The organism is Armatimonadota bacterium (assembly GCA_018268395.1).
Taxonomy (GTDB): Bacteria; Armatimonadota; Fimbriimonadia; order Fimbriimonadales; family Fimbriimonadaceae; genus JAEURO01.
On sequence record JAFDWQ010000003.1, the window covers coordinates 173,716 to 196,196 of the forward strand.

Below are 22,481 nucleotides of genomic sequence, written 5' to 3' on the forward strand. Positions count from 1 at the left end.
CACCCGGATGAAGCTCGCCGTCAGTATGTGGTGCTATGTCCGGGCCGTGAAAGGAGGTCGTCTCGATCTTTGCGGTTTCGTCCGGGAAGCGGCCCGCATCGGCGCTGACGGCGTCGAACTGCTCGACTTCTTCTATCAGGACGCCCGCGAAGAGCGGCCACGTGTCTTCGAAGCGTTATCGGAGGCGGGACTGCCTTGCCCGATCTTCAGCGTCGCCAATAACTTTGTCAAGACCACGGCCCAGGAACGGGCCGAACAGACCGACCGGATCCGCTTCGGAGTCGACGAAGCCGTGTACTACGGAGCGTCGACGGTCCGGGTCTTCGCCGGAGACGCGGCGGAGGGCGTGACATTCGACGACGCCCGGACGTGGATCGTCGACGGACTTGCCGAAGCGGCGGACTACGCCCGTGACAAGGGCGTCCGACTGGCTCTGGAGAACCATGGCAGACTGGCCGGCCAGAGCGGGCAAGTGAGGGGGCTGATCGAAGAGGTCCGGTCCAAAACCGGCCACGACGCCCTGGGGGCCAATCCGGACACGGGCAATTTTCTGTTGGTCGGTCAGGATCCGGTCCAGGCCGTCGCAGAATTGGCCGGAACCGCCGCGATGGTCCATTTCAAGGATTTCGCGCCAGGAGACGGGCACTACGTTTCTTCGGCCGGGACGAGGTTCCAAGGCACCGTCATCGGGGAGGGCACGGTCGACCTCGGCGGCTGTGTCGCTGCACTCCGTGCAGGCGGGTTCGAAGGATGGATGAGTCTGGAGTACGAAGGTGACGGCGATCCGTTCGGCGATGTCGAGAGGTCGGCTCGAAACTGCCGCACGATCTTAGGTTGATCATTCTTCACCCTGAAGTGCAGGGTCGGTCAGACTAAAAGCTCTCTCAAAAACCGCCGATACTTTCCCTTGTCGGCGAGCCTTGTCGCTGACGGACTTCCGACTAAGGGGAGAGACAACGAGTGAGCGAGCAGACCGGAGACCGAAGGGACGAAACCCTCATCGCCATTGTCCAGGGATCGTCCGAGGCGTTGGCCTTGGCTCACGCGGACGGCACCATCGTCGCGGCGAACGAGGCGATGGTCCGTTTGTTCGAACATCGGCCGCTCGTCGGAGCCGACTGGCGGAGCCTGATCCAGGTCGACCACTACGTTCCAAAGAAGGAGGAGGACGGGGCCGATCCGAACGACAGGTTCGTCGCGGAGATCTCGGTCAAGGGCGGGTCGAGCAAGGTCATGTCAAGGCTTCAGACGTTGCCGAACGGCATGTCCGTCATCGGTATGGAGTGTCCGGAAACGGCCTTCGGCGGTTCGACGGCCAATCCGATCCCGCAGTTGACAGACCTGTCGAGCCAACTTGTGATCCAGGCCCTGCACTATCAGGAGCTTTACGTGACGACCGACAAGCAGGCCAAGACCGACGCCTTGACAGGCCTCTTGAACCGGAAGGCGTTGGACGACGCCTATGTGTCCGCCCATGCCATGGAGGCGTTCGGGCCGAGGCCCGTTTCGCTCTTGATGCTGGACGTCGACCATTTCAAACGCCTCAACGACACCCGTGGCCACCTGACCGGGGACGAAGCTCTTAAAAACCTGGCCGTGTTGCTCAAGCGGGTCTGCCGCTCGACCGATACCGTCGCAAGGTACGGCGGCGAAGAGTTCTCCGTCCTGATGGCCGGAGCGGACAGTGACATCGCATTGAACCTGGCCGAGCGGATCCGAGCGGCCGTGGAAGGCACGTCCTTGTGTGTCGATCCGGTGACGGTGAGCATCGGTGTCGCGGACTGCATGATCGGCGACGAACCGCTGGAAAGCCTCATTGCCCGGGCCGATGCGGCCCTTTATGAGTCCAAGCGCGGTGGGCGGAACCGCGTGACCCTTGCGTCGGCGCGCCCGGACGTTTCCGCGGCTTAGCTTCGGCTTTCGGTCTCTTCTGAGTGAGGCCTAGCGGCCGCCATCGCTTCTCTGAGCCTGCCGAGCCGGATCATGTTCCCGATCCAGACGGCCGTCGAAACGCCGATGATCAGACCCCATTGGACGCGGCCGTCATGGAAGAGCGCAGCGATGCCGGCAGCGACGAAGAGCGCCGAGAACCTGATCCAGTGTGTTGTTGCGTTCCAGTATCCGAGCGGAGTCCCGGGATCTGGAGCCTCGCATGGCACACCTTCGCTCTTGGCCGACGAGACGCGCAAGCCATAGATCCATCGCGCCACAGAGGGGACGACCGGCAACAAGACGAGCAGCCCCGCCGCGATCAGTCCCGAGCAGACCGCAACCTCGGCTCCTGGTGGGATCCGAACGATCGGCTCCATGACGTGGACATCATGGCATGCACGCTAGGGTCGCTGATCGGCTTCAATCGCTGGTGCCCGGGGAGGGACTCGAACCCTCACGCCCTTACGGGCAACGGATTTTAAGTCCGCTGCGTCTACCGTTCCGCCACCCGGGCCAACGGCGGAAGTATACGCCTCTGGCCCGGACCCAAGGCACGGTGTCCGGTCACCGACGCTGTGGCCCGAGCTTGACCTTGACCGACTCTCTCGTCTCGAAGAGGAGCCTGTCGACGTGATCGATCCGGATCAGCCCGTTCCTGGGGTCGTCCAGGTCGAGGATGACGTAGACCGTAAAGGAGACGAGGAGGGCGAACACGACGCCACCGAGCCGTGGATGCCAGCCGTGATACTCCGAGACGCGGCCGGCCAGGACCGCGCTGAGCAGAGCGAGCACGAAGAGCATTGCGACGATCAGCCAGGGGGTGTGCGTCCTGGCCGCGACCGCCCTCGCACCGGCCGCGTCGAAGACATCGTTCAAAGCAGGCACGAGCAAGACCCGGTCGGATTCGCGCGAGTTCGAGTCCGTCGCGGCGACGGTGTCCGTCCAGATCCGCTCTTGAAGAGCGGACGTGCGCCTCGTGACTGCTGCCAGGTCGCCGCGCCCGCTCAGGGCGCCGTTGAATTCGATCCGGGCCTCGGTGTAGGCCAAGAAAGACCGCCTGAGCGTCGTCCGTCCTGGTTCTCCCAAGAGGTCGAGGCGCATCACGGCCGTCCCGATCGCGTTGGCTTCGTCGACGGCCAGGTCCTTCCTGGCGTCCAGCCGGCCCGCAGCGAGGCTGAACGTGAAGGCCAAGACCAGCCCCAAAAGCGTGAAGACCGAGCCTTCGACGATGTTCAGACCTGCATCGGGCTCGCGGTCGCCCCGGTTTTTGGCGTTCTTCGAGAAGCGCCGGCCGGTTCCGACGCACACGAGCATGCCGACGAACAGGGCGACGGCGAGCAGGGCCGGAGGGAAGGGCATCCGTCCGCTATCATACAAGCCGTGGACGTCTCCCGGTGCCTGGACAAAGAAGGACGGATCTTGTTCTGGCCCATGAAGAAGGGCAAGGCGCTGCGGGGCCCCCTACTGGACCTGCTCGTCGAAGAGATCCCCAGAGGCGAGAAACTGACCGAACCAGAAGTCAACGAGGCGATCAAAGCCAAGATCGCGACCATGGACCACGCCTACTTCCGGCGGATCCTCGTGGAAACGGGGCGCCTGGACAGGACGCCCTATGGGGACGCGTACTGGCGGCCCGGGACGCTGACGGGAGCCTGAACCCGCACGGTCCTTGCCGCAAGGGGCCGGAATCTGCCATCATTGCCCTCCGACCCCCTGCGTTCTGGAGGCTGCCATGGCGAAGAAGAAAGGCGAAAAGCGAGAGATCATCCGGCTGGTCTGCACGGAAGACAACAAGCACTACGTGACCACGACCAAGAACAAGCAGAACACGCAGGAAAAGCTGGAGCTGAACAAGTACAACCCAAGCCTCCGCAAGGTCACTCTCCACCGGGAGAAGAAGTAATGCCGAACCCCAAACGCAAGTTTTCGCACCAGCGCACGGCCAAGCGCCGCACCCACTACACCACCGACCTTCCCGAAATCACCTCGACGAAGAACGTCGGCGGCGAACCGACGGCCAAGAACCATTGCGCCTCTCCGGACGGCTATTACAAGGGCCGCCGGTTGCCTGGCTTCAAAGACTAAGACCGGATCTTTCCGCCGGCGATGACGGTCTGGCCACGATAGGCGACCGCGATCTGGCCGGGCGTGACCGCCCTGACAGGTTCATCGAACACAAGGGTCGGCTCAGGTAGCGCGTAGAGCGTGGCCGGCTTCGCGTCCATGTTGTAACGCACCTTGGCCGTGACTTTGATCGGCCCTCCTGGCCCGGACACTCCGCTCCATACGACTTCCTCTAACGGGACCTCGGTCCGGCGAAGCTCGTCGTCCGTCCCGACGGTGACGCGGCGCGAGGCGGCGTCGACCTGGATGACGTAGAGCGGGCTTCCGACGGCTACACCCAGCCCTTTCCGTTGTCCGACCGTGAAGTCGGCGACACCCTCGTGCCGGGCCAAAACCTTGCCTTCTCCGTCCACGACTTCGCCCGGTTCGAACGAGTCCGGCCTCGCCTTTCTGAGGAACTCGCGGTAGCCGCCCGCCTCGCTGACGAAGCAGACTTCTTGGCTGTCAGGTTTGTCCGCGACGGGAAGGCCGTATTCGCGGGCCAAACGACGGGTCTCGGCCTTGTCCCCAAGTTCGCCGAGAGGGAACCACGTCTTCGCGAGCTGCTCTTGTGACAGCATGTAGAGGACGTAGCTCTGATCCTTGTGCCCGCCTTTTGAGCGGAGGAGGTTCCATCGGTCGCCACGCTTCCGGATCCGGGCGTAGTGCCCGGTCGCGAGGGCGTCACAACCCAGTTCGTCCGACATCTGGAGCAGGGCCTCGAACTTGACCTTCTTGTTGCAGGTGACGCACGGGTTCGGCGTCCGGCCCTTACCGTACTCCTCGACGAACTCGTCGATGACCGTCTGCTTGAAGGCGTCCTTGAAGTTCACGACGTAGTGAGGCACGTCGAGCATCCGGGCGCAACGTCTGGCGTCCTCGACCGCCCCGAGCGAGCAACACCCTGAATGGCGCGGGTCGCGCTGGCTCTCCTGCCAGATCTGCATCGTCACGCCGACCACGTCGTGGCCACGGGCTTTGAGCAGGGCGGCCACGACCGCACTGTCGACGCCCCCTGACATCGCGACGCAAACGGTCTTTCGGGTCGTCATCGTCCGAGAAGGAGGCTGTTGTACGGCTCGGCCCCCAGCAGCGCTTCGAGCTTCGACCCCGGTACGACCTTTGCAGGCACACCTTTGGCGAAGACGGCGAACGTCGGGGTCTCGCGGATGTTGTAGCTGAGAGCGAGGTTGAAGTCCTCGACGACCCTTTGGGCTTCCGGCGAGCCTTCCTTCAACGCGTTCTCGATGTCGGCGGTGGTGAGCCCGACCTCTTCGGCGACCTGCTTGACGCCTTCGACGGTCTTGATCCGCTCTTCGTTCTCGACCCGGAAGACGTACTCGTAGAACTCCCAGAACTTGTCTTTTTCGGCGGCGAGTTCGGAGAGGGTGGCGATGTGCATGCTCGTCGCGTGTCCCTTAAGGTCGACGAGCGGCAGGTTCCGATAGGCGAACCGGAGGTTGTCGCCCGACTCCTTCAGGACTCCTGCTACGAGCTTGTACTGCTGGCGGCACGCGGCACAGTTGAAGTCGGCGAACTCGATGATCGTGACGGGCGCGGCTTCGTTCCCTTTGACTTTTGCCGGGACGGGCAACATTTGGGTCAAGCCGACCGAACTGTCCAAGTCGCGGACGCCCGCAGCGGACATCGAGGAGTTCACGCCCCAGACGCCTCCGATGGCTGCGACCAGTCCAGCCCCATAAAGCATGGATTCCAGGGTGCCCCAACGCGGCTTGGCGTCTGGAAGCGTGTGCAGCCAGTACGTCACGATCAGGGACACGGTCATGGTCACAGCGGACGCGACGCACCAAACACAGGTCGCCTCGACTTCGACGAACGACGCGTACATGAAATAGCAACTGACGAGAAAACCGATCCCGGTTCCGGCGAGGCTGAGTTTGGTCAAAGAGCGCCAGGTCTTGCCCCCGGTCGCCGCGCGTCCGACGGACAAGAGGGTCAAAACGAGGTATCCGCCGAGCCCGATGAACGCGACGGGGACGGGCCCCCAATGAGACTGCGCGCTTTGGGCGACGTCGGCGCACCCCCGGGTACCGCCACACGGGACCTCCTTCGAGAACAGCTCTGCGATACTGAGCACTCCGGCGATGAAGATCCCTACGATCCCCAAGATGCCGGTCAACAAATTGACCTTACGGGCCGGCTCCGAAACGTCGGTCGGCATCGTCTCCGCGGTGGCGCTCACGTCCGGATTATAGAATGTGCGGCTCACTGTCCGGATTGAACCGACCGGTATCATAGGCCGTTCCCGGCATGTCCGTGTCCCTTCTCCGCCCTGAAGCGCTGACCGGCGGACGTCCCAAAGGGACCGTCCGCGGGACCTATTTCGTCCAGACCTGGGGCTGCCAGATGAACGAAGAGGACAGCGAGCAGATCGCCCTCTACCTTCAAGACCTCGGTTTACGGCCCGCTTCGAGCCCTCAGGAAGCCCATGTCGTCCTGTTGAACACCTGTAGCGTCAGGAAGAAGCCCGAAGACAAGGCGTTCTCCTTTTTGGGCGAGTTGCGCCTTCTCAAGCTGGTCAGGCCGGACATGGTCATCGGTGTCGCAGGTTGCATGGCCCAGCTTCGTGCCGACGAGATCCGTAAGCGCAATCCGCACGTCGACTTTGTGGTCGGTACGGCCCAAGTCTCCTCGATTCCGGGTCTTGTCGAAGAGACCCTTCAGAGTCGGAAGTTCGCAGCCCGCACCGAACTGCCCGAGCGGAAAGGGGCCGTGGTCACCGACGTCCCTCAGCGCAACTTGGAACGAAAAGGCAAGCTCAAAGCGTTCGTCCCGATCCAGTACGGTTGCGACAAGTTCTGCACGTTTTGTATCGTCCCGACGACGAGAGGGCGCGAGCGGTCCCGTCCGACCGAGCACATCGTCCAAGAAGTCCGGCGGCTCGCGGAACTGGGGACGAAAGAGGTCACGTTGCTCGGCCAAACGGTCAACTCCTATGGCAAGAACCTCGCGGAGGGCCGCGTTCCGTTTTCCGACCTGCTCCGGCTCGTTTCCGGCGTTCCCGGTATCGAGCGGGTCCGGTACACCTCTCCCTATCCTCGTGACTTCAAATCGGACGTCATCACGGCGATCCGCGACGTGCCGGAGGTCATGGAGCATTGCCACATGCCGCTCCAGGCAGGGCACGACGACCTTCTCAAGCGGATGAAGCGGCAATACACCGTCGACTCCTATGCCGACATCGTCGCCGAACTTCGGAGGGCCGTCCCGTCCGTCAGCCTGACGACCGACGTGATCGTCGGCTTCCCGGGCGAGACGGACGAGGAGTTCGAAGCCACATTGGCCGCCGTCGAGCGGTTCCGGTTCGACGGGGCGTTCATGTTCAAGTATTCGCCGCGTCCCGGCACTCCGGCCGCGGAAATGGTCCAAGTGGACGCTTCCGTGGCCTCTGCCCGGTTAGACCGCCTGATCGCCGTGCAGACCCGGATCACCTGCGAATCGAACGTTTCGCAGGTCGGTAAGACCTTCGAGGTCCTTGTCGAAGGGCCGACGCCGAAAAACCCTGGACTGCTTCAGGGCTATTCGCGGTGCTTTCGGATGATGCACTTCGAGGGCGGCCCTGGACTGGCCGGATCGATCGTCCCGGTCAAAGCCACCCAGGGCCACCTTTGGGGTTTGAGCGGAACCGTCGTTTGAACTTGGACGTCCGTCCGGGACGAGGCCCGCACGATCGGACTGAGCCTCCGGCACGGACGCGAAGGTACCTCCCGGTCGGGGGTCGGCGCCCCTGCCACAATCCAGGTATGTCCTACTCCATCCGCCCCGCCGTCCAGCGGATGCGGCCTTATCCTCCGGGTCGGCCGATCGAAGAGGTCCAGCGCGAACTTGGCCTTTCGGACCTCGTGAAACTGGCGAGCAACGAAAACCCGCTCGGGCCTTCCCCCCGCGCCGTCGAGGCGGCCAAAAGGGCTGCCGAAACCATGAACGTCTATCCGGACGCCCGGTCCTACCGGTTGCGGGCCACGTTGGCCGAACGGAACGGCCTGACTCCGGACCACGTCCTCCTCGGTTGCGGGAGCGACGAGATCATCGGGATCCTAGGCGACGTCTTCCTCGAACCTGGCCGAGAGATGGTCATGGGCGATCCCAGCTTTATCCGGTACGAGGCCGCTGCGCAGGTCAACGGCGCGAAACTGGTCAAAGTGCCCCTGACGGCCGACTACCGTCACGACCTGCCTGCGATGGCCGCGGCCGTCACCCCGGACACGAGGATGGTCTTCGTCGCGAACCCAAACAATCCCACTGGGACGATCGTGTCCGGACAGGAACTGGAAGCGTTCGTCGATGCGCTTCCCGGGCACGTCCTCGTCGTTTTGGACGAAGCCTATTTCGAGTTCGCGGACGGGGACGAAGGACACGTCGACGGTCTCTCGTTGCTCAGGTCGGGACGACGTGTCGCCGTCCTGAGGACGTTCAGCAAGGCTTACGGCCTGGCCGGCATCCGGGTCGGGTTCGGGTTTGCCGATCCCGAAGTCGTCCAGGCTTTCGAGTCGGCACGGAGCCCGTTCGACGTCAACAGCCTCGCTCAAGAGGCCGCCCTGGCCGCCTTGGACGACGTGGCCCATTTGGCCGAAACGGTCCGGTCGGCCAAGGAGGGTCGTCGGCGCATCGAGGACTTCCTGACCGGCCAAGGCTTCGAAGTCATCCCGAGTCACGCCAATTTCGTCTGCTTCGACACGGGAGGGCCTGCAGCGGACCTGGCCCAAGAATTGCTGCACCAAGGCGTCATCGTGAGACCTTGTACGGCCCTAGGGCTTCCCCGCCACATCCGCGTCAGTGTCGGGACTCCCTCTGAGGTCGACCGGTTCGTCCAGGCCGTCCTGACGACGACGAAAGGCAAGGTGACGGCGTGATCATCGTCCTGAGGCAGGGGCATCCGGACGCCGTCACCAAGGTGACCAAGGAACTGGAAGACCACGGATATCAGGTCTTGCCCGTTTTCGGAGTCGAGAAGACGATCGTCTGTGCCGTCGGAGGGGAAGAGCACCGGAACGTCGATTTCCTTGAACAGCTCAAAGCCCACGAGTCGGTCGAAGACGTCCTCCTGATCACGCGGCCCTACAAGCTCGTCTCCACGGAGTCACAGCCGGGCCGGTCGGTCGTCGATGTCGGAGGCGTAAAGGTCGGAGGCAACGAGGTCGTCATGATGGCGGGCCCGTGCACGGTCGAATCCGAAGAGCAGGTCATGGCCACGGCCGAGACAGTCGCCGCCCGCGGCGCCAAGATCCTCCGGGGCGGCGCCTATAAACCGTCGACTTCGCCCTACTCGTTCCAGGGGATGGGCGTTCCCGGTTTGAAGATCCTCCGTCAGGCCGCCGACCGTTTCGGCATGAAGGTCGTGACCGAGGTCATGGACGTCCGAAAGGTCGAACTCGTGGCCCAATACGCCGACGTCCTGCAGATCGGGGCCCGCAACATGCAGAACTACGACCTGCTCAAAGAGGTCGGCCAGTCCCGGACACCGATCCTCCTCAAGCGGGGCCTGACGGCGAAGTACGAGGAACTCCTCTTAGCGGCCGAATACGTCGCGACGGGCGGGAACATGGCGATCATGCTGTGCGAACGCGGGATCCGGACGTTCGAGACCCAAACGAGGAACATGCTCGACATCGGTGCCGTGCCCGTCCTTCACGGGCTCTCGCACCTGCCCGTCATCGTCGACCCCTCGCAAGGGTCAGGAAAGCGCGACCTGGTTTCGGCCCTCTCACGGGCGGCGATCGCGGCCGGGGCGGACGGCCTCATCATCGAGGTGCATCCGAACCCGGACCATGCGATCAAGGACGGCCCGCAAAGCTTGACGTTCCCTCAGTTCGACGAGATGGTCGAACCCTTGGCGCGGATCGCACAGGCCGTCGGTCGGACGATGGCCACCCGTCCTGTGCCGGTCTAGCGCCGCGTCGAGGCCGCGTCCAAGTGGACGTTGGCCGCGCGGAGGCGGCACGCAAGGATCCGCCCCAGGTTTTCCATGACCTGGGCCTTGAGCGCGTGGTCGTGTTCGAGCAGTCCCCGAAGGTCGGCCGACGGAATGACCGCGACCTTACACTGTCCCTTTGCGACGACGTTGGCAGAACGCGGCTCCGAATCGACGAGCGACACTTCTCCCAGGACGGCGCCAGGGCCGACCTCGGCGACCGTTTCGCCGGAAAACGTCCGGATGGCGGCGGTGCCTTCGAGGACAAGGACAAGGTCCGTGTTGCGGTCGAACTGACGGACGACGGTGTCGCCCCCGTCCACTCGTCGCTCTGACGCCAAAGCGAAGAGGGCAGCGGCCTGATCGTCGGTCAGGTTCTTGAACAGAGGGTTGTCGCGTACGGTCGCCGGGATGGTCATTCCCGCCATTCTAGCCAAAAGACCGGTTCGGCCGCACCTCGTAAATCCCTTAGCGGCCTTTGAAGAGCCCGCCGAGGACGCCGCGGATCAACTGGCGGCCCAGTTGCGTCCCCGCCGACCGTGCCAACGACTTCGCCATCGAGCCGATGATCTCGCCCGCAGAGTTCGGGTCACGCCGCGTTCTGGCAGGTTGGCGCTCTGCTGGGGCCTGCTCGGCCTCTTGTGCGGCCGCCTCGGCCCGTGCAGCCAGCACTTCATAGGCGGACTCGCGGTCGACGGCCTCTTCGTACTTACCTTGGCAGGGGCTCTTATCGACCGTCCGTTGCCGTTCGTCCGGCGTGACCGTCCCCAGTCGCGACGAGGGTGGGGCGACAAGGGTCCGCTGGACGACCATCGGGGTGCCCTTCTCCTCGAGGAACGACACGAGCGCTTCACCGACCGCCAATTGCGTGATGATCTCCTCCGTGGAAAAGGCCGGATTGGGGCGGAACGTCTCGGCACTGGCGCGGACCGCTTTCTGGTCGCGCGGCGTGAACGCGCGCAGGGCGTGTTGGACGCGGTTGCCCAATTGGGCGAGGACAGTGTCGGGGACGTCGATCGGGTTTTGAGTGATGAAATAGACGCCGACGCCCTTTGACCGGATCAACCGCACGACCTGTTCGATCTTTTCGAGAAGGGCCTTGGGCGCGTCGGTGAACAGGAGGTGTGCCTCGTCGAAGAAGAAGACGAGCTTCGGCTGGTCGGGATCACCGACTTCGGGGAGGGCTTCGAACAGTTCGGAAAGGAGCCAAAGCAAAAAGGTCGAATACAGCCGTGGACTCTGCATGAGCCTGTCCGCAGCGAGGATGTTGATCGTCCCCCGTCCCTCGGACCCGACCCGCATCAAGTCATGGAGGTCGAGGGCCGGCTCACCGAAGAACTGTTCGGCGCCTTGCTGCTCGAGGACGAGGAGCGACCTCTGGATCGCTCCGATCGTCGCCGAGCTGACGTTGCCATAGGCGGTCGTCAGTTCTTTGCTATGGTCGGCGACGTGCTGGAGCATGGCGCGCAGGTCTTTGAGGTCGAGAAGGACGAGCCCGTTGTCGTCGGCGTATTTGAACGCGACGTTCAGGACGCCCTCCTGCGTCTCGTTGAGTTCCAGAAGCCTGCTGAGAAGGAGCGGGCCCATTTCGCTGACCGTCGCGCGGATCGGATGCCCTTGTTCGCCGTAGAGGTCCCAGAACATGACGGGGAAGGCGCAGTACTCCAGGCTGTAACCGATCTGTTCGGCGCGGGCTTCGAGCTTAGGGTTCCCGCCTCCTGGCTGACTGATGCCCGCAAGATCGCCTTTGACGTCGGCCATAAAGACGGGCACTCCGAGTCGGCTGAACCCTTCGGCGAGGGTCTGGAGGCTGACGGTCTTTCCTGTGCCCGTCGCCCCGGCGATCAATCCGTGCCTGTTCCCGAATTTAGGAGTAAGCAAGACGGGTTGTTCTGCTTTCCCGAAGTAAATGCCGTCGGCCATATCAACGGTCCAGGTTACCTGGGGGGCCCTTTGCGGAACCTCTCATGCTACGTCTTTCGAGATGTCCGTTTCGACCGGCACAATTGCGGGAAATTTTCGTCCGTCGCTAGCACGTTCGGGAACAAAACGTCCATAATCAGCGTTGAAGAGGGGGACCAAGGTCCCTGCCCACAGTCAAGAACGGATGCTGACGCTGGCCGAAACCTCACGAATGCTCGAGGCCGTGCACCTGGCGACTCGAAAGTTGGCCAGTTCTGCCGACCTCAACGTCGTCCTGCGCGACGTGCTCGAGCTGTGCGTGGAGGCCGTCGGCGCCGAAGGCGGGACCATCTATATCCATGAACCCGCCCTCAACAGGCTGAAGTTCGCCTACGTTTATCCGGAAACCGTCGCCGAGCGGCTCGAGCGCCTCGACATCCCTGACGACTATGGCGTTGCGGGCGAGGTCTTTAAATCGGCCAAGGTCCGGATCAACACGTTTTCCGACGACGGACAACCGGGCCGCCTGCGCATTCGGGAGAAGACCGGCATCACCGTCCGGACGATGATCACGCTGCCCTTGGCCATCGCCGGCCTGGAGCCGCTCGGGATCGTCCAACTAGTGAACAAGCGGTCCGGAGCGTTCAACGAGACCGACGAGGCCGTCCTTGAGTCGGTTTCGGACGTTTGCACCCTCGCGATCATGAATTCGCGACTCTTGGCGCAGCAGACCCGGGTCGCGTCCCTTGAAGGTATGGGCCGGGCGGCTCACGACCTGGCGAACAAAGCGGGCGTGCTGATCACGTTCATCGACGACTTCCGGAGGAACCTGAACGGGCTCCGGGAAGCCCTTGGTTGCATCCCGACCAACGCCGAGGCGTGTTTCCACCTCGAGATGCTCGAGAGTTCGTTCGAGGAGGTCTTCGCACCGTATTCCGAGCGCGTCTATCGGTACGCCCGTTTGATCAACGACCTGGCCGCGGGGAAGAAACTGACGCCCAAGCTGAAGCGGGCGTCGCTGGCCTCGGTCGTCGAAGAGAGCGCGCAGTTCATGGAATCTGCGGCGCGCAAGTCGCACGTCCGGATCCTCTACGAACTGGACCGAGGGGCGCCGGAGGCCGAGTTCGACGACCTCTACGTCATCCGGATCGTCGAAAACCTGGTCGGGAACGCGATCAAGGCCGTCGCCGAAATGGTCGACGACGAGTGGATCGCAGCCAACGCTGGGAACGACGAAGCCTATTTCGGAGCCGTGACGGTGCGCCACAGGTTCGAGGAGGGTGCCCACGTGATCGAAGTCGAAGACGAAGGCCCCGGCATTCCGCCCGCCACGATCCGGTCGATCTTGGCCGGAACGGCGTCATCGTCGTGGCAGAGGGCGGCGGGCACCGGTTTCGGGACCAAGGTCGTCATGGAGCTGGCCGGCGCCCTCGGCGCCAAGGTCAGTGTCAAGTCGAAGCTCGGCGAAGGGACGACCTTTAGGGTCGAGTTTCCTCGCTGACGGCGGTCAGGCCGTCCAACCGGACGACGATGCACGTCGTATTGTCGCTTCCGCCACCCACCAACGCGGCGCCGACGAGCTTCCACGCGGATTCGCTCGGCCCGTTCCCGTTCAAGATCTTTGCGATTTCGGGGTCTTCGACGTGGTTCGTCAGGCCGTCGCTACAGAGCATATAGACGTCTCCTTCGCGAAGACTGAACGTGAACACGTCCGGCTCGGCGTCGCTTTCTGTCCCGATCGCCCTCGTGAGCATATGGCGGTTCGGGTGGTTCTCCGCTTCGGTCCGGCTCATCGATCCTAGAAGGACCATGTCTTCGACCCAGGTGTGGTCCCGCGTCAGTTGTTCGAGGGCTTCTTCCCGCAGCCGATAGACCCGGGAGTCGCCGACCTGCGCGATGTAGCCCTGATCTTGCAGCAGGACGAGCGCGCTCAAGGTCGTGCCCATGCCGCGTCGGCTCGGCACGGCCCGGGCGACGTCGAGGACGAAGCGGTTGGCGGCACCGACCGCCGTGCGCAGGGCGACCTCGGTGTCCGAGGCCGGATGGTTGAGATAGACGTCGATGAAGGTCTTCAGGGCGAGTTCGCTGGCGATCTGGCCGGCTTCGTGGCCGCCCATACCGTCGCACACCACGAACACGAGGCCCTTGGTGGCAAGCCTGGCGACGTCGTCGGGAACGTAAAACTCGTACTTGTCCTCGTTGTTCTCCCTGACCCGTCCCAGGTCGGTCTTGGCTCCGACCGACACGGCCGTCCGGATCCGGAGTTCAGCGGCAGGTACCAGGTCGACGACGTCGAATTCGGCTGTGGTCTCTTCCATCGGCTCAGGTCTTAAAGCGGATGCCGATCTCCAGGCTTCCGAGTTTGATGACGTCGTCAGGGCCGAGCTTGGTGCGCATGTTCGGCGCCAACTTGGCCTCGTTCAGGACTGTACCGTTCGTCGAACCCGTGTCGGTCAAGAACACGCCTTCGTCCGTGACGTCGACCGTCCCGTGGCTGCCGCTGACATAGGGGTCCGGGATGCAGATCTCGTTGGTGTCCCGCCTCCCGAAGGAGTGCGTCCCCGGCGCCAAAGGGACCTCCCGGTCCGGAAGGACGAGCCAGGCCACGGCGTCGCTGACGGTCGGGGCGACCGAAATGGCGGCGGTCCGTCCGCTCATGGCTTGGACGGTCTTCGACCCTTCACCTGGCATCGACAAGGTCAGTTCGAAACCGCCGAGCGACACTTTCTCCCCGTTGGCGAGCGCCTTGCGTTCACCTTGAGCGAGCTTCTGGCCCCCGAGCGAAGTCCCGTTCGTCGACCCTAGGTCCTCGACCATCAGGATCCCGCCTTCCAGAGTGACCTGACAGTGCCGACGGCTGACGCGCGTATCCTCGACCGAAATGTCCCCGGCGCGTCCGACGACGTTGATCCCAGGTCGAAGCTGGTACTCCCGTCCCGTCGTTTCGACGAGGACCGGTAGTTGCACGGCCGGTGCACCGAAGGCGTCGCCGTCGAGGGCCATTTCAAAAATGAGTCCGCAATCGTTGCAGAACATGAGCCCCGGAGGGTTGAAGGACTTACAGACCGGGCACTGGACGGGCTTGATCGTGACGGTCGTGTTCAACGACGGGGCCGCACCCATGATCGTCCGGTTCGGATCGGCCACGGGCGGAGCGGCCATCATGGTCCGGTTCGGGTCGGAATCCGGTGGCGCTCCGAGCCGGGTTCTGTTCGGATCGTGCATGGTCATTCCCATTTTGGACGATTTTGGGCCTGCCTATAGCTCAGACCCCCATCGTGTTTCGGACAAAGTGGCGCATAATAAGCGAGTACGCTTCGCTTCAGTCTGCTCACAATGCCCAAGGCCGTGACTGCACCGATCCGAATCCGCACGGCCACGCGCATGGCCTCTGCTTGCGCAAGTGAATCAGACAATGGCAACGAAATCCCTGTATGTCGGGAACCTGCCCTACTCGACGGACGAGAAGGGTCTCACAGAACTGTTCGCACCTTACGGAGCGAGCAACGCTAGGATCGTCGAGGGACGAGGCTTCGGTTTCGTCGACGTCGAAGAAGACCAGATGGAGGCCGCGATCGAGGCCACCAACGGCAAGCCCTTGGGCGGCCGGCCCCTGACGGTGAACGAAGCGCGGCCGCGCGAGCCCCGATCGGGCGGCGGCGGTGGCGGTGGTGGCCGCTTCGGCGGCGGCGGCGGTGGTGGCGGCTACGGTGGTGGCGGCGGCTATGGCGGCGGCGGTGGTTACGGCGGTGGCCGTGACGGCGGGCGCGACCGTGGCGGTCGTGACCGTGGCGGCCGCGGCGGCCGCTGGTGATCTTCGCCTGACGACGACCCGGGCCTCCGGGGTGCCTAGTGCACTCCGGAGGCCCGTTCATTTGCGATCAGGTAAACCATCCGTTATGGGAACGAAGAAGGTCGCTGACGCTTTATCCGACGTGTTGGCCGATTCGTACGTGCTGTTCGCCAAGACGCAGAACTATCACTGGAACGTGGTCGGCCCCGATTTCCCGGGCCTTCACGCCTTGTTCCAGACGCAGTACGAAGAGCTCTTCCTTGCCGTCGACGAGGTCGCAGAGAGGATCCGCCAACTCGGGTTCAAAACTCCCGGCACGCTCGGCGGGTTCTTGAAAGCGACGGTGCTGTCCGAGGGCGAAGCCACGAACGCACCTGGCATGGTCGCCGACCTCGCCGCCTGCCACGAGAAGCTCGCCGCACGGGCCCAGACCGCGATCAAAGTGGCCGATGAGGCCGGCGACGAAGGATCTCTCGACCTTATGGTCGCAAGGCGCAAAGCCCATGACAAGACGGCGTGGATGTTGCGGGCGACTCTGGGAGAAGAGGCCGGGACTGCTTCGGGCCGCTCGAGCGCGACGGCCGCCGTGACGAAGGCGTCGAAGAGCACCGTCAAAGTCGTGACCAAGGCCCGGCCCAAGGCCGAGAAGAAGGTCAAGGAGAAGAAGTCGACGGTCGCCAAGGCCGTCCCGGACGCCAAGAAGGCCGCTCCGGTCAAGGCTGCGAAGCCTGCAGCGGCTTCGGGCAAGAAGAAGGTTCGCCAGGCCATGGGCTGAGCGTGACGGAGGGGTAACGTCCGCTCATGCCGGACGTCCGTTACGACCGCTATTACAGGTACGACGACCTGACACGGATCCTCCGTGCTTACGTCGACGAGTACCCGGGTCTCGTCGCGCTGGACTCGATCGGGAAAAGCCACGAGGGTCGGGACATCTGGCTTGTGACGGTCACCGATGGCGGAGACCACCGCGAAAAGCCGGCGTTCTGGTGTGACGGCAACATCCACGCGAGCGAAGTCAGCGCGAGCACGACCGTGCTGATGATCTTGGACAAACTCGTCGGAAAGAAACAGGCCCCGACTGCCGCCGCGCTCCTGAAGGACCGGACCTTCTATCTCGTCCCGAGGTTCAACCCGGACGGGGCCGAGTGGGCCCTCGAAGACACGCCTCGGATCGTCCGGAGTTCTACTCGCCCCTATCCGTACGACGAGGACGACCTCTATGGCCTCGAACGTCGGGACATGGACGGCGACGGCCGCATCCTGAGCATGCGCGTCAAAGATCCCAACGGCCCGTGGAAAGTGGCCGAAGACGAACCTCGGCTTTTGAAACGGCGAGAACCTGGCGAGGTCGGCGGCGAGTACTACCGCCTCTTGCCCGAAGGCGTGCTCCACAACTATGACGGGCTGTCGATCCGTTCGCGCAAAGTCAAGGAAGGGCTCGATATGAACCGCAACTTCCCCAGCGCGTGGCGGCTGGAAGGCGAGCAGTACGGAGCGGGGCCCTATCCCACGAGCGAGCCCGAAGTCCGCGCGATCGTTCAAGCCATCAGTGACCGGCCGAACATCTGTGGAGCGATGAGTTTCCACACGTTCAGCGGCGTGCTCCTGCGACCTCCGAGCCGGATGCCGGACGACGACATCCCCGCTGAAGACCTTTGGACGTACCAAGAGCTCGGGGCGAACGGCCACAAGATGACGGGATACCCGGCCATCAGCAACTACCACGAGTTCAAGTACCACCCTAAAGAGGTCATCACCGGGGTCTTCGACGATTGGATGTACGAGCACCGGGGTGTCCATGCTTGGACGGTCGAAATCTGGTCCCCACAGCGTCAGGCCGGGATCACGGACTACAAGTACATCGATTGGTTCCGGACCCACCCGTTCGAGGACGACGTCAAGCTCTTGAAATGGTCCGACGAGGCCCTTGGGGGCCATGGTTACGAGGATTGGCGGCCCTACGTCCATCCGCAATTGGGCGACGTCGAGATCGGTGGTTGGGACCCGCACTACGCGTTCCGGAACCCTCCACCGGACTTCCTGGAGAACGAAGTCGGGCCTCTCGCCGACTGGGCGCTGTGGCACTCGTCCACGGGCCCGTGCCTCGCTTTGCGAGACGTCCGAACGGAGAAGCTCGACGGCGGCGCCGTGCGGATCCGGTTCGCGGTCCAGAACTCGGGTTGGCTTCCGACCAACGTGACGAAGATGGCCCTCGACAAGAAGCTGTGCCGCGGCGTCGTCGGGGAGATCGTCCGAAGGGGAGAAGACTGGGCGACAGAAGGGACGGAACCGTCGTGGCTCGTGTCCGGGAGGTTGCGGGAGGACAAGGGTCAGCTCGTCGGTTGGAGCCATGTCCCCATCGGGGGGTTCGGCTGGCACAGCGACCCGACCGAGGATATCGCGGTGTTCGAATGGGTCGTCAGCGGCCCAGGGACGTACGATCTGACGGCCCGACACGAACGTGCCGGGGCGGTCAAGGCGACCGTCGAAGTCTGAATCGGCTCAGGACCACTTCTTGAGGAACGGGATGACCTTCGCGGGATCGTGGTGGTCTCCCGTTTCAAGGAGGCCCGTGTCTTGGGAATGGAGCAACTTGCCCGTCTTGTCCAGGACGAACAGGTGCGGGTACCCGTTGATCTTCGGATACTTCGACAGGACGGCCTTGTTCTCGTTCTCGGGACTGAAGTTGACCTTCACGACGATGTATTTGTCCTTGAGGATCTTGGCCGCTTCCAAGTTTGTCAGGAAGAATGCATCGAGCTTGTGGCACCAACCGCACCACTCGCCTCCGACGTCCAGAAGGATGCGCTTGTCCTGCTTCTTCGCCAGCTTGACGGCCTCGGCGATGTCCTTGGCAGCGTCGCGCTTCGGATCGAACTTGTGCCGTTCGGCCTTTGCGTGCGGGTCGGTGTGCTGGGCCAAGGCTGTGCACGGCAGAAACGCGGCCGGCAGCAGGACCGCGAGGGCGGAAGTCAGGACGGCGGCTTTCATCAGGACAGGATGCTACCTGAGCCGCCCTTCGGCCCCGGCCTCGGGCAGCGGCCGCTTCGGCGGATAAGGGAAACGGGGGTCGTCTTTCGCCCCGGGCCGGTGCGGCGACAGATATACTTCCCTCGTGGCGCATCAGGACGAGTGGCACGTCGACCGACCCAAGGAAGAGTGCGGCTGCGTCGGGTTGTTCGTGCCGGACGAAGATGCGGCCAGGCTGACCTTCTTTTCCCTCTTCGCTTTGCAGCACCGGGGTCAGGAATCGGCGGGTATCGCCGTCGGGGACGGCCATCGCGTCCGGATGCACAAGGATATGGGCCTGGTCAACCAGGTTTTCAACGAAGACGTCCTGGCCACCTTGAAGGGGCGGTTTGCGATCGGACACACCCGGTACAGCACGAGCGGTTCCAGTGTCCTCCGGAACGCCCAGCCGATCTATTGCACGAGCGTCGTCGGGGAGATCGCGGTCGCCCACAATGGGAACCTCATCAACGCGAAGGAACTCCGTGACGAGTTCCAGGCCGAAGGCGAGCGCCTTGACACCACCGCGGACAGCGAGGTGATCGCCCGACTCCTGGTCAAACACATGCACCTCGGGCCGGTCGAGGCCGTCGCCGAAACGATGAAGCGGGCCAAGGGCGCTTACAGCGTCACCGTCTTGACCCCGAACATGGTCCTTGGGTTCCGCGACCCGAGCGGGATCCGACCGTTGGTGGCCGGAAACGTCGGTTCGGGGTTCATGGTCGCGAGCGAAAGCTGCGCGTTCTTCCCGATCGGCGGGACTCCGGTCCGCGACCTGAAACCAGGTGAAGTCGTCGTGATCGACAAGGACGGCATGCGGTTCGCCCAAGCCGTCCCGTCCGAAGCGGAATCCATGTGCCTTTTCGAGTTCATCTATTTCGCTCGTCCGGATTCGGTGATGTACGGCAGAGAACTCTATAAGGTCCGGGAGAACATGGGCCGGGAACTCGCCAAGGAGCACCCGGTCGAGGCCGACGTCGTCGTTCCGGTCCCGGACAGCGGAATTCCGGCCGCCCACGGTTTTTCGGAAGTCGCTGGCATCCCTTTCCACGAGGCGATGATGAAGAGCCGCTACATCCATCGGACCTTCATCCAGCCTGACCAGCGGATGCGCGAGCTCGGCGTCCGCATGAAACTGGCTCCGTTGCCCGGCCAGATCGCAGGCAAACGGATCGTCCTTGTGGACGATTCGATCGTCCGTGCGACGACCACCCGCCAGATCGTCGGCATGCTGTTCGATTTCGGGGCGAAGGAGGTCCACGTCCGGATCACGGCTCCCCCGATCAAGTTCCCCTGCTTTTATGGCATCGACATGGCGCGCAAGGGCGAGCTTGCAGCTGCGATCATGGAGACCGACGAAATCTGCGAGCATCTCGGGGCGACGTCGCTCGGCTATCTGAGCGTCGAGGGCGCGACGGCCGCCGTCGGTCAGGACAAGGGCCGCTTCTGCCTCGCGTGCTTTAACGGCGAGTACCCGATCCCTGTTCCGGAGGGGCTCAGCAAAATGGCCTTCGAAGAAGCGCCTGGCGTCGGCCAGTTAGCGACCGTCACCAGCGGCCAGCTGAAATTGATCGACGACTGAGGCTCACTTTCCGTTAAGGAACCCCAAAGCCGCCGCGTGACGCTTGAGGATCTGCTCGGAATACTTGAACACGGCCTCTGTCAGGGGGTTCCAGAGATGGTACGTCTCTGGCAGTTCGGCCAGCGGCAAGATGCGGCGGCCCATCGATTCGAACTCCGCCGGAATCTCCACGAGTTCCTTGACCCGTGCGGCGTAAACGTCGGCCCACCGCACTTCGCCTCGTTCCGTGATCCGGTAGCAACCGAGATAGATGACGTCCTGGAGGATCGCTCCCGCCTCCTCGCGCGCTTCACGGACGGCGGCTTCGAGGGACGATTCGTCCGGCTCTACGCGCCCGCTGGGGATGCACCAGCCGCGGTCTTGGATGTTGCAGATCAGGACTTGGTCGTCGCACCAAGGGAAGACGAGTGCCGCGAAGGCCCTCAAGGGGGCACGGAACGGCGCCGGGAAGAACTCAAGGTTCTGCCGTCCGTACTTTCCCGTCGGAAACCTGCTCAAGGATCCTCCTTCTTGGCCGTCTTTTTGTCGGTCATGGCGGCGACGCCCGATGCCACGAGCGACAGGACGGCCACGCCGACGACTCCGAAGAGCCACGGCTCGTTCCCGAAGACGACCACTTTGCCGAGCACGTCCGACTTTTGGACGGCTCCGAAGTCCCGACTGTCTTGCGAAACGGGCCTGTTGTCCCCGAGAACGTAGAGCGAACTTGCCGGCACTTTGTACTCGCCCATGCTCAGTTTCCAACTGTAAGGCATGAGGAGGAAGTCGATCGTGTCGCCAGGGAGCCCTTTGACGCGCTTGATCAGGGTCTCACCCGTGTCTTCGGTCTTGATCACGACGATCTCGCCGCGCTTGATGTCGCCCACGAGCCAGTAGGCGGTCGACATGAGGAGCCGGTCGCCCTGGGAAAAGGTGGGCTCCATCGACTCCCCTTTGACTTCGACCGTCCTGAAATTGAAGAAGAAGAAGACGACGAAGGCCAGGATCCCGATCAAGAAGGCTCCGAACCCGGTGAGAATCACTCGACGCCGGGTTCTCGGTCTGAAGGTGGGCTCGGCCAACATAGCGGTTATACTTCAAGTATCGGTCGGACCTGGCCGGCGCGCATGGAGAACCTCCTTCGTTCACTCGACAAATCCCCGGGAGCCTGGGTCGCGGGCCTGTCGGTGATCGTACTGGCTCAGACGGCCGTGCTCGTTTGGACGGTGATGCGTCAAAAGAAGGCGGAGAGACGGTGGGCGGCCCTGATGCAAGGTTCAGGATCCGAGAACTTGGAGTCCCTACTTCAGGAGCACCTGCACGAACGGTCGGACCTCTTGGCGCGTCTGAACGATGCCGGGGAGCGGATCGACGTCCTGGAGCGCAAAATGCGGACGTCGAAAAGGTACCTTGGACTCGTGAACTACGACGCCTTTGACGACGTCGGAGGCAGCCAGAGCTTCAGCATGGCGCTGTACGACGAGGAAGGCAACGGTGCGGTCGTGACGAGCCAGGTCGGACGGGAAGGTTGCCGGGTCTACGGGAAGGCCTTGGTCAACGGTACTCCCGACCGGCATTTGAGTGCAGAAGAAGAGCGGGCCCTCGACCAGGCGACGTCGCCGAAGTCACGTCCGCGCATCAGTCCATGAGTCAGGCTTACGACGACGCCCTTTTGATCCGACAGTGCCAAAGCGGGGACAGGTCCGCTTTCGACGCCCTCGTGCGGCAGTACGAGACCAAGGCCTACCAATATGCGTTCCGGCTCACCCGTGACCCGGACGAAGCCGCCGACGTCGTGGCAGAAGCGTTCGTCAGGGTCTTCAATTCGATCGGTAAGTTCCGGAGCCAGAGCGCGTTCGGGACGTGGCTCTACCGGATCCTGACCAACTGTTACCTTGACCACCGCAAACGGGACAAGAGCCGGTTCAACACGAGCCTTGAAAGTTCCATGCAACTCGAGTCCGGCGAAGTCGAACGCCAGATTCAGGACGATGCCGCCGGGCCTGACGAAGAAGCCGAGAAGACGGCGCGCGAGGCTGCCGTCCAAGGAGCGCTCGGCAAAATGCCCGAGTATCAAAAGGCGATGCTGGTCATGTACCACGTCGAGAACCTGTCCTACGAGGACATCGCCGAAGCCCTCGACCTTCCCATCGGGACCGTCAAGAGCCGTTTGAACCGGGCCCGGATCGCCCTTCGGGACCACTTGGCGAAAGACGTGGAACTTTTCAACGTGGGCTGAAGTCGAACCA

The 22,481-nt window shown here is 63.3% G+C and carries 26 protein-coding genes and 1 tRNA gene; 15 read left to right on the top strand and 12 right to left on the bottom strand.

Annotation, left to right across the window (positions count from 1 at the left end; all coding sequences use genetic code 11):
* Positions 1-7: 7 nt before the first annotated feature.
* Positions 8-838 (top strand): sugar phosphate isomerase/epimerase, encoded by an 831-nt coding sequence (locus JST30_06255; protein ID MBS1713922.1) that lies wholly within the window; start codon positions 8-10, stop codon positions 836-838.
* A gap of 122 nt (positions 839-960) precedes the next feature.
* Positions 961-1,911, top strand: a complete 951-nt coding sequence (locus tag JST30_06260) for a sensor domain-containing diguanylate cyclase (GenBank protein MBS1713923.1) — start codon at positions 961-963, stop codon at positions 1,909-1,911.
* On the opposite strand, the gene JST30_06265 is transcribed toward JST30_06260, so the two are convergent.
* The 3 genes from JST30_06265 to JST30_06275 all read right to left on the bottom strand — a co-directional run bounded on the left by JST30_06265 (position 1,908) and on the right by JST30_06275 (position 3,291).
* Positions 1,908-2,309 (bottom strand): hypothetical protein, encoded by a 402-nt coding sequence (locus JST30_06265; GenBank protein ID MBS1713924.1) that lies wholly within the window; start codon positions 2,307-2,309, stop codon positions 1,908-1,910. The genes JST30_06260 and JST30_06265 overlap by 4 nt on opposite strands.
* A 51-nt stretch (positions 2,310-2,360) precedes the next feature.
* Positions 2,361-2,446 (bottom strand) — tRNA-Leu (locus tag JST30_06270).
* A 50-nt stretch (positions 2,447-2,496) separates the two neighbouring features.
* The gene (locus tag JST30_06275; GenBank protein MBS1713925.1) at positions 2,497-3,291 is read right to left on the bottom strand and encodes a DUF4239 domain-containing protein; all 795 of its coding nucleotides are present in this window, start codon (positions 3,289-3,291) and stop codon (positions 2,497-2,499) included.
* Between the two features lie 21 nt (positions 3,292-3,312).
* Between JST30_06275 and JST30_06280 the strand changes: the two genes are divergently transcribed.
* From JST30_06280 to rpmF, 3 genes are all read left to right on the top strand, one after another.
* Positions 3,313-3,588 carry a DUF2087 domain-containing protein gene (locus JST30_06280; protein ID MBS1713926.1) on the top strand — a complete coding sequence of 92 codons (276 nt, stop codon included), beginning with the start codon at positions 3,313-3,315 and terminating at the stop codon, positions 3,586-3,588.
* A gap of 76 nt (positions 3,589-3,664) precedes the next feature.
* Positions 3,665-3,835 (top strand): 50S ribosomal protein L33, encoded by a 171-nt coding sequence (rpmG, locus tag JST30_06285; protein ID MBS1713927.1) that lies wholly within the window; start codon positions 3,665-3,667, stop codon positions 3,833-3,835.
* Positions 3,835-4,017 (top strand): 50S ribosomal protein L32, encoded by a 183-nt coding sequence (gene rpmF / locus JST30_06290; GenBank protein MBS1713928.1) that lies wholly within the window; start codon positions 3,835-3,837, stop codon positions 4,015-4,017. The genes rpmG and rpmF overlap by 1 nt, the downstream gene beginning before the upstream one ends.
* On the opposite strand, the gene mnmA is transcribed toward rpmF, so the two are convergent.
* Positions 4,014-5,087: a tRNA 2-thiouridine(34) synthase MnmA gene (gene mnmA, locus JST30_06295; GenBank protein MBS1713929.1), complete on the bottom strand. Its 1,074-nt coding sequence runs from the start codon at positions 5,085-5,087 to the stop codon at positions 4,014-4,016. The genes rpmF and mnmA overlap by 4 nt on opposite strands.
* Entirely contained in the window at positions 5,084-6,238 is a 1,155-nt protein-coding gene (locus JST30_06300) for a vitamin K epoxide reductase family protein (protein MBS1713930.1), read from the bottom strand. The genes mnmA and JST30_06300 overlap by 4 nt, the downstream gene beginning before the upstream one ends.
* A gap of 68 nt (positions 6,239-6,306) precedes the next feature.
* Between JST30_06300 and miaB the strand changes: the two genes are divergently transcribed.
* From miaB to aroF, 3 genes are all read left to right on the top strand, one after another.
* Entirely contained in the window at positions 6,307-7,692 is a 1,386-nt protein-coding gene (gene miaB, locus JST30_06305) for a tRNA (N6-isopentenyl adenosine(37)-C2)-methylthiotransferase MiaB (GenBank protein MBS1713931.1), read from the top strand.
* Between the two features lie 107 nt (positions 7,693-7,799).
* A complete protein-coding gene (locus JST30_06310; GenBank protein ID MBS1713932.1) occupies positions 7,800-8,909 on the top strand; it encodes a histidinol-phosphate transaminase in 1,110 nt (369 codons plus the stop codon).
* Complete coding sequence (gene aroF / locus JST30_06315) at positions 8,906-9,946, top strand: 3-deoxy-7-phosphoheptulonate synthase (GenBank protein ID MBS1713933.1); 1,041 nt, start codon at positions 8,906-8,908, stop codon at positions 9,944-9,946. The genes JST30_06310 and aroF overlap by 4 nt, the downstream gene beginning before the upstream one ends.
* Here aroF and JST30_06320 read toward each other — a convergent pair.
* Both JST30_06320 and JST30_06325 read right to left on the bottom strand, forming a co-directional pair.
* Entirely contained in the window at positions 9,943-10,386 is a 444-nt protein-coding gene (locus JST30_06320) for a cyclic nucleotide-binding domain-containing protein (protein MBS1713934.1), read from the bottom strand. The two genes, aroF and JST30_06320, sit on opposite strands and share 4 nt — an antisense overlap.
* Positions 10,387-10,435: 49 nt before the next feature.
* Positions 10,436-11,890, bottom strand: coding sequence for a DUF853 family protein (locus JST30_06325; protein ID MBS1713935.1), 1,455 nt, complete (start codon positions 11,888-11,890; stop codon positions 10,436-10,438).
* Between the two features lie 142 nt (positions 11,891-12,032).
* On the opposite strand from JST30_06325, the gene JST30_06330 reads away from it, so the two are divergent.
* On the top strand, positions 12,033-13,370 hold the full coding sequence (locus tag JST30_06330) for a GAF domain-containing protein (protein MBS1713936.1): 1,338 nt from the start codon (positions 12,033-12,035) through the stop codon (positions 13,368-13,370).
* Here the strand turns inward: JST30_06330 and JST30_06335 are convergent.
* Entirely contained in the window at positions 13,348-14,187 is an 840-nt protein-coding gene (locus tag JST30_06335; GenBank protein ID MBS1713937.1) for a Stp1/IreP family PP2C-type Ser/Thr phosphatase, read from the bottom strand. The genes JST30_06330 and JST30_06335 overlap by 23 nt on opposite strands.
* 4 nt (positions 14,188-14,191) lie before the next feature.
* Positions 14,192-15,106 (bottom strand): FHA domain-containing protein, encoded by a 915-nt coding sequence (locus JST30_06340; protein MBS1713938.1) that lies wholly within the window; start codon positions 15,104-15,106, stop codon positions 14,192-14,194.
* A gap of 178 nt (positions 15,107-15,284) precedes the next feature.
* Between JST30_06340 and JST30_06345 the strand changes: the two genes are divergently transcribed.
* From JST30_06345 to JST30_06355, 3 genes are all read left to right on the top strand, one after another.
* Complete coding sequence (locus JST30_06345) at positions 15,285-15,683, top strand: RNA-binding protein (protein MBS1713939.1); 399 nt, start codon at positions 15,285-15,287, stop codon at positions 15,681-15,683.
* Between the two features lie 85 nt (positions 15,684-15,768).
* Positions 15,769-16,437 (top strand): DNA starvation/stationary phase protection protein, encoded by a 669-nt coding sequence (locus tag JST30_06350; protein MBS1713940.1) that lies wholly within the window; start codon positions 15,769-15,771, stop codon positions 16,435-16,437.
* 26 nt (positions 16,438-16,463) lie between these two features.
* Entirely contained in the window at positions 16,464-18,158 is a 1,695-nt protein-coding gene (locus JST30_06355) for a carboxypeptidase (GenBank protein MBS1713941.1), read from the top strand.
* Between the two features lie 6 nt (positions 18,159-18,164).
* On the opposite strand, the gene JST30_06360 is transcribed toward JST30_06355, so the two are convergent.
* A complete protein-coding gene (locus JST30_06360) occupies positions 18,165-18,653 on the bottom strand; it encodes a thioredoxin family protein (GenBank protein ID MBS1713942.1) in 489 nt (162 codons plus the stop codon).
* A 124-nt stretch (positions 18,654-18,777) separates the two neighbouring features.
* Between JST30_06360 and purF the strand changes: the two genes are divergently transcribed.
* A complete protein-coding gene (gene purF / locus JST30_06365) occupies positions 18,778-20,253 on the top strand; it encodes an amidophosphoribosyltransferase (protein MBS1713943.1) in 1,476 nt (491 codons plus the stop codon).
* Between the two features lie 3 nt (positions 20,254-20,256).
* On the opposite strand, the gene JST30_06370 is transcribed toward purF, so the two are convergent.
* Both JST30_06370 and lepB read right to left on the bottom strand, forming a co-directional pair.
* Positions 20,257-20,751 carry an NUDIX domain-containing protein gene (locus JST30_06370; protein MBS1713944.1) on the bottom strand — a complete coding sequence of 165 codons (495 nt, stop codon included), beginning with the start codon at positions 20,749-20,751 and terminating at the stop codon, positions 20,257-20,259.
* On the bottom strand, positions 20,748-21,275 hold the full coding sequence (gene lepB, locus JST30_06375; GenBank protein ID MBS1713945.1) for a signal peptidase I: 528 nt from the start codon (positions 21,273-21,275) through the stop codon (positions 20,748-20,750). Before lepB ends, JST30_06370 begins: the two co-directional genes overlap by 4 nt.
* A gap of 84 nt (positions 21,276-21,359) precedes the next feature.
* Between lepB and JST30_06380 the strand changes: the two genes are divergently transcribed.
* Positions 21,360-21,881: a DUF4446 family protein gene (locus tag JST30_06380; protein ID MBS1713946.1), complete on the top strand. Its 522-nt coding sequence runs from the start codon at positions 21,360-21,362 to the stop codon at positions 21,879-21,881.
* Positions 21,878-22,471 (top strand): sigma-70 family RNA polymerase sigma factor, encoded by a 594-nt coding sequence (locus JST30_06385; GenBank protein ID MBS1713947.1) that lies wholly within the window; start codon positions 21,878-21,880, stop codon positions 22,469-22,471. The genes JST30_06380 and JST30_06385 overlap by 4 nt, the downstream gene beginning before the upstream one ends.
* Positions 22,472-22,481: the final 10 nt, after the last annotated feature.

Bases quoted from the DNA above. Each gene is read 5' to 3' on its own strand.
- JST30_06255 (MBS1713922.1), top strand. From the start codon at position 8: ATGAAGCTCGCCGTCAGTATGTGGTGCTATGTCCGGGCCGTGAAAGGA.
- JST30_06265 (MBS1713924.1), bottom strand. From the start codon at position 2,309: ATGGAGCCGATCGTTCGGATCCCACCAGGAGCCGAGGTTGCGGTCTGC.
- JST30_06275 (MBS1713925.1), bottom strand. From the start codon at position 3,291: ATGCCCTTCCCTCCGGCCCTGCTCGCCGTCGCCCTGTTCGTCGGCATG.
- rpmG (MBS1713927.1), top strand. From the start codon at position 3,665: ATGGCGAAGAAGAAAGGCGAAAAGCGAGAGATCATCCGGCTGGTCTGC.
- rpmF (MBS1713928.1), top strand. From the start codon at position 3,835: ATGCCGAACCCCAAACGCAAGTTTTCGCACCAGCGCACGGCCAAGCGC.
- mnmA (MBS1713929.1), bottom strand. From the start codon at position 5,087: ATGACGACCCGAAAGACCGTTTGCGTCGCGATGTCAGGGGGCGTCGAC.
- miaB (MBS1713931.1), top strand. From the start codon at position 6,307: ATGTCCGTGTCCCTTCTCCGCCCTGAAGCGCTGACCGGCGGACGTCCC.
- JST30_06310 (MBS1713932.1), top strand. From the start codon at position 7,800: ATGTCCTACTCCATCCGCCCCGCCGTCCAGCGGATGCGGCCTTATCCT.
- JST30_06320 (MBS1713934.1), bottom strand. From the start codon at position 10,386: ATGACCATCCCGGCGACCGTACGCGACAACCCTCTGTTCAAGAACCTG.
- JST30_06325 (MBS1713935.1), bottom strand. From the start codon at position 11,890: ATGGCCGACGGCATTTACTTCGGGAAAGCAGAACAACCCGTCTTGCTT.
- JST30_06335 (MBS1713937.1), bottom strand. From the start codon at position 14,187: ATGGAAGAGACCACAGCCGAATTCGACGTCGTCGACCTGGTACCTGCC.
- JST30_06340 (MBS1713938.1), bottom strand. From the start codon at position 15,106: ATGGGAATGACCATGCACGATCCGAACAGAACCCGGCTCGGAGCGCCA.
- JST30_06345 (MBS1713939.1), top strand. From the start codon at position 15,285: ATGGCAACGAAATCCCTGTATGTCGGGAACCTGCCCTACTCGACGGAC.
- JST30_06350 (MBS1713940.1), top strand. From the start codon at position 15,769: ATGGGAACGAAGAAGGTCGCTGACGCTTTATCCGACGTGTTGGCCGAT.
- JST30_06355 (MBS1713941.1), top strand. From the start codon at position 16,464: ATGCCGGACGTCCGTTACGACCGCTATTACAGGTACGACGACCTGACA.
- JST30_06360 (MBS1713942.1), bottom strand. From the start codon at position 18,653: ATGAAAGCCGCCGTCCTGACTTCCGCCCTCGCGGTCCTGCTGCCGGCC.
- JST30_06380 (MBS1713946.1), top strand. From the start codon at position 21,360: ATGGAGAACCTCCTTCGTTCACTCGACAAATCCCCGGGAGCCTGGGTC.
- JST30_06385 (MBS1713947.1), top strand. From the start codon at position 21,878: ATGAGTCAGGCTTACGACGACGCCCTTTTGATCCGACAGTGCCAAAGC.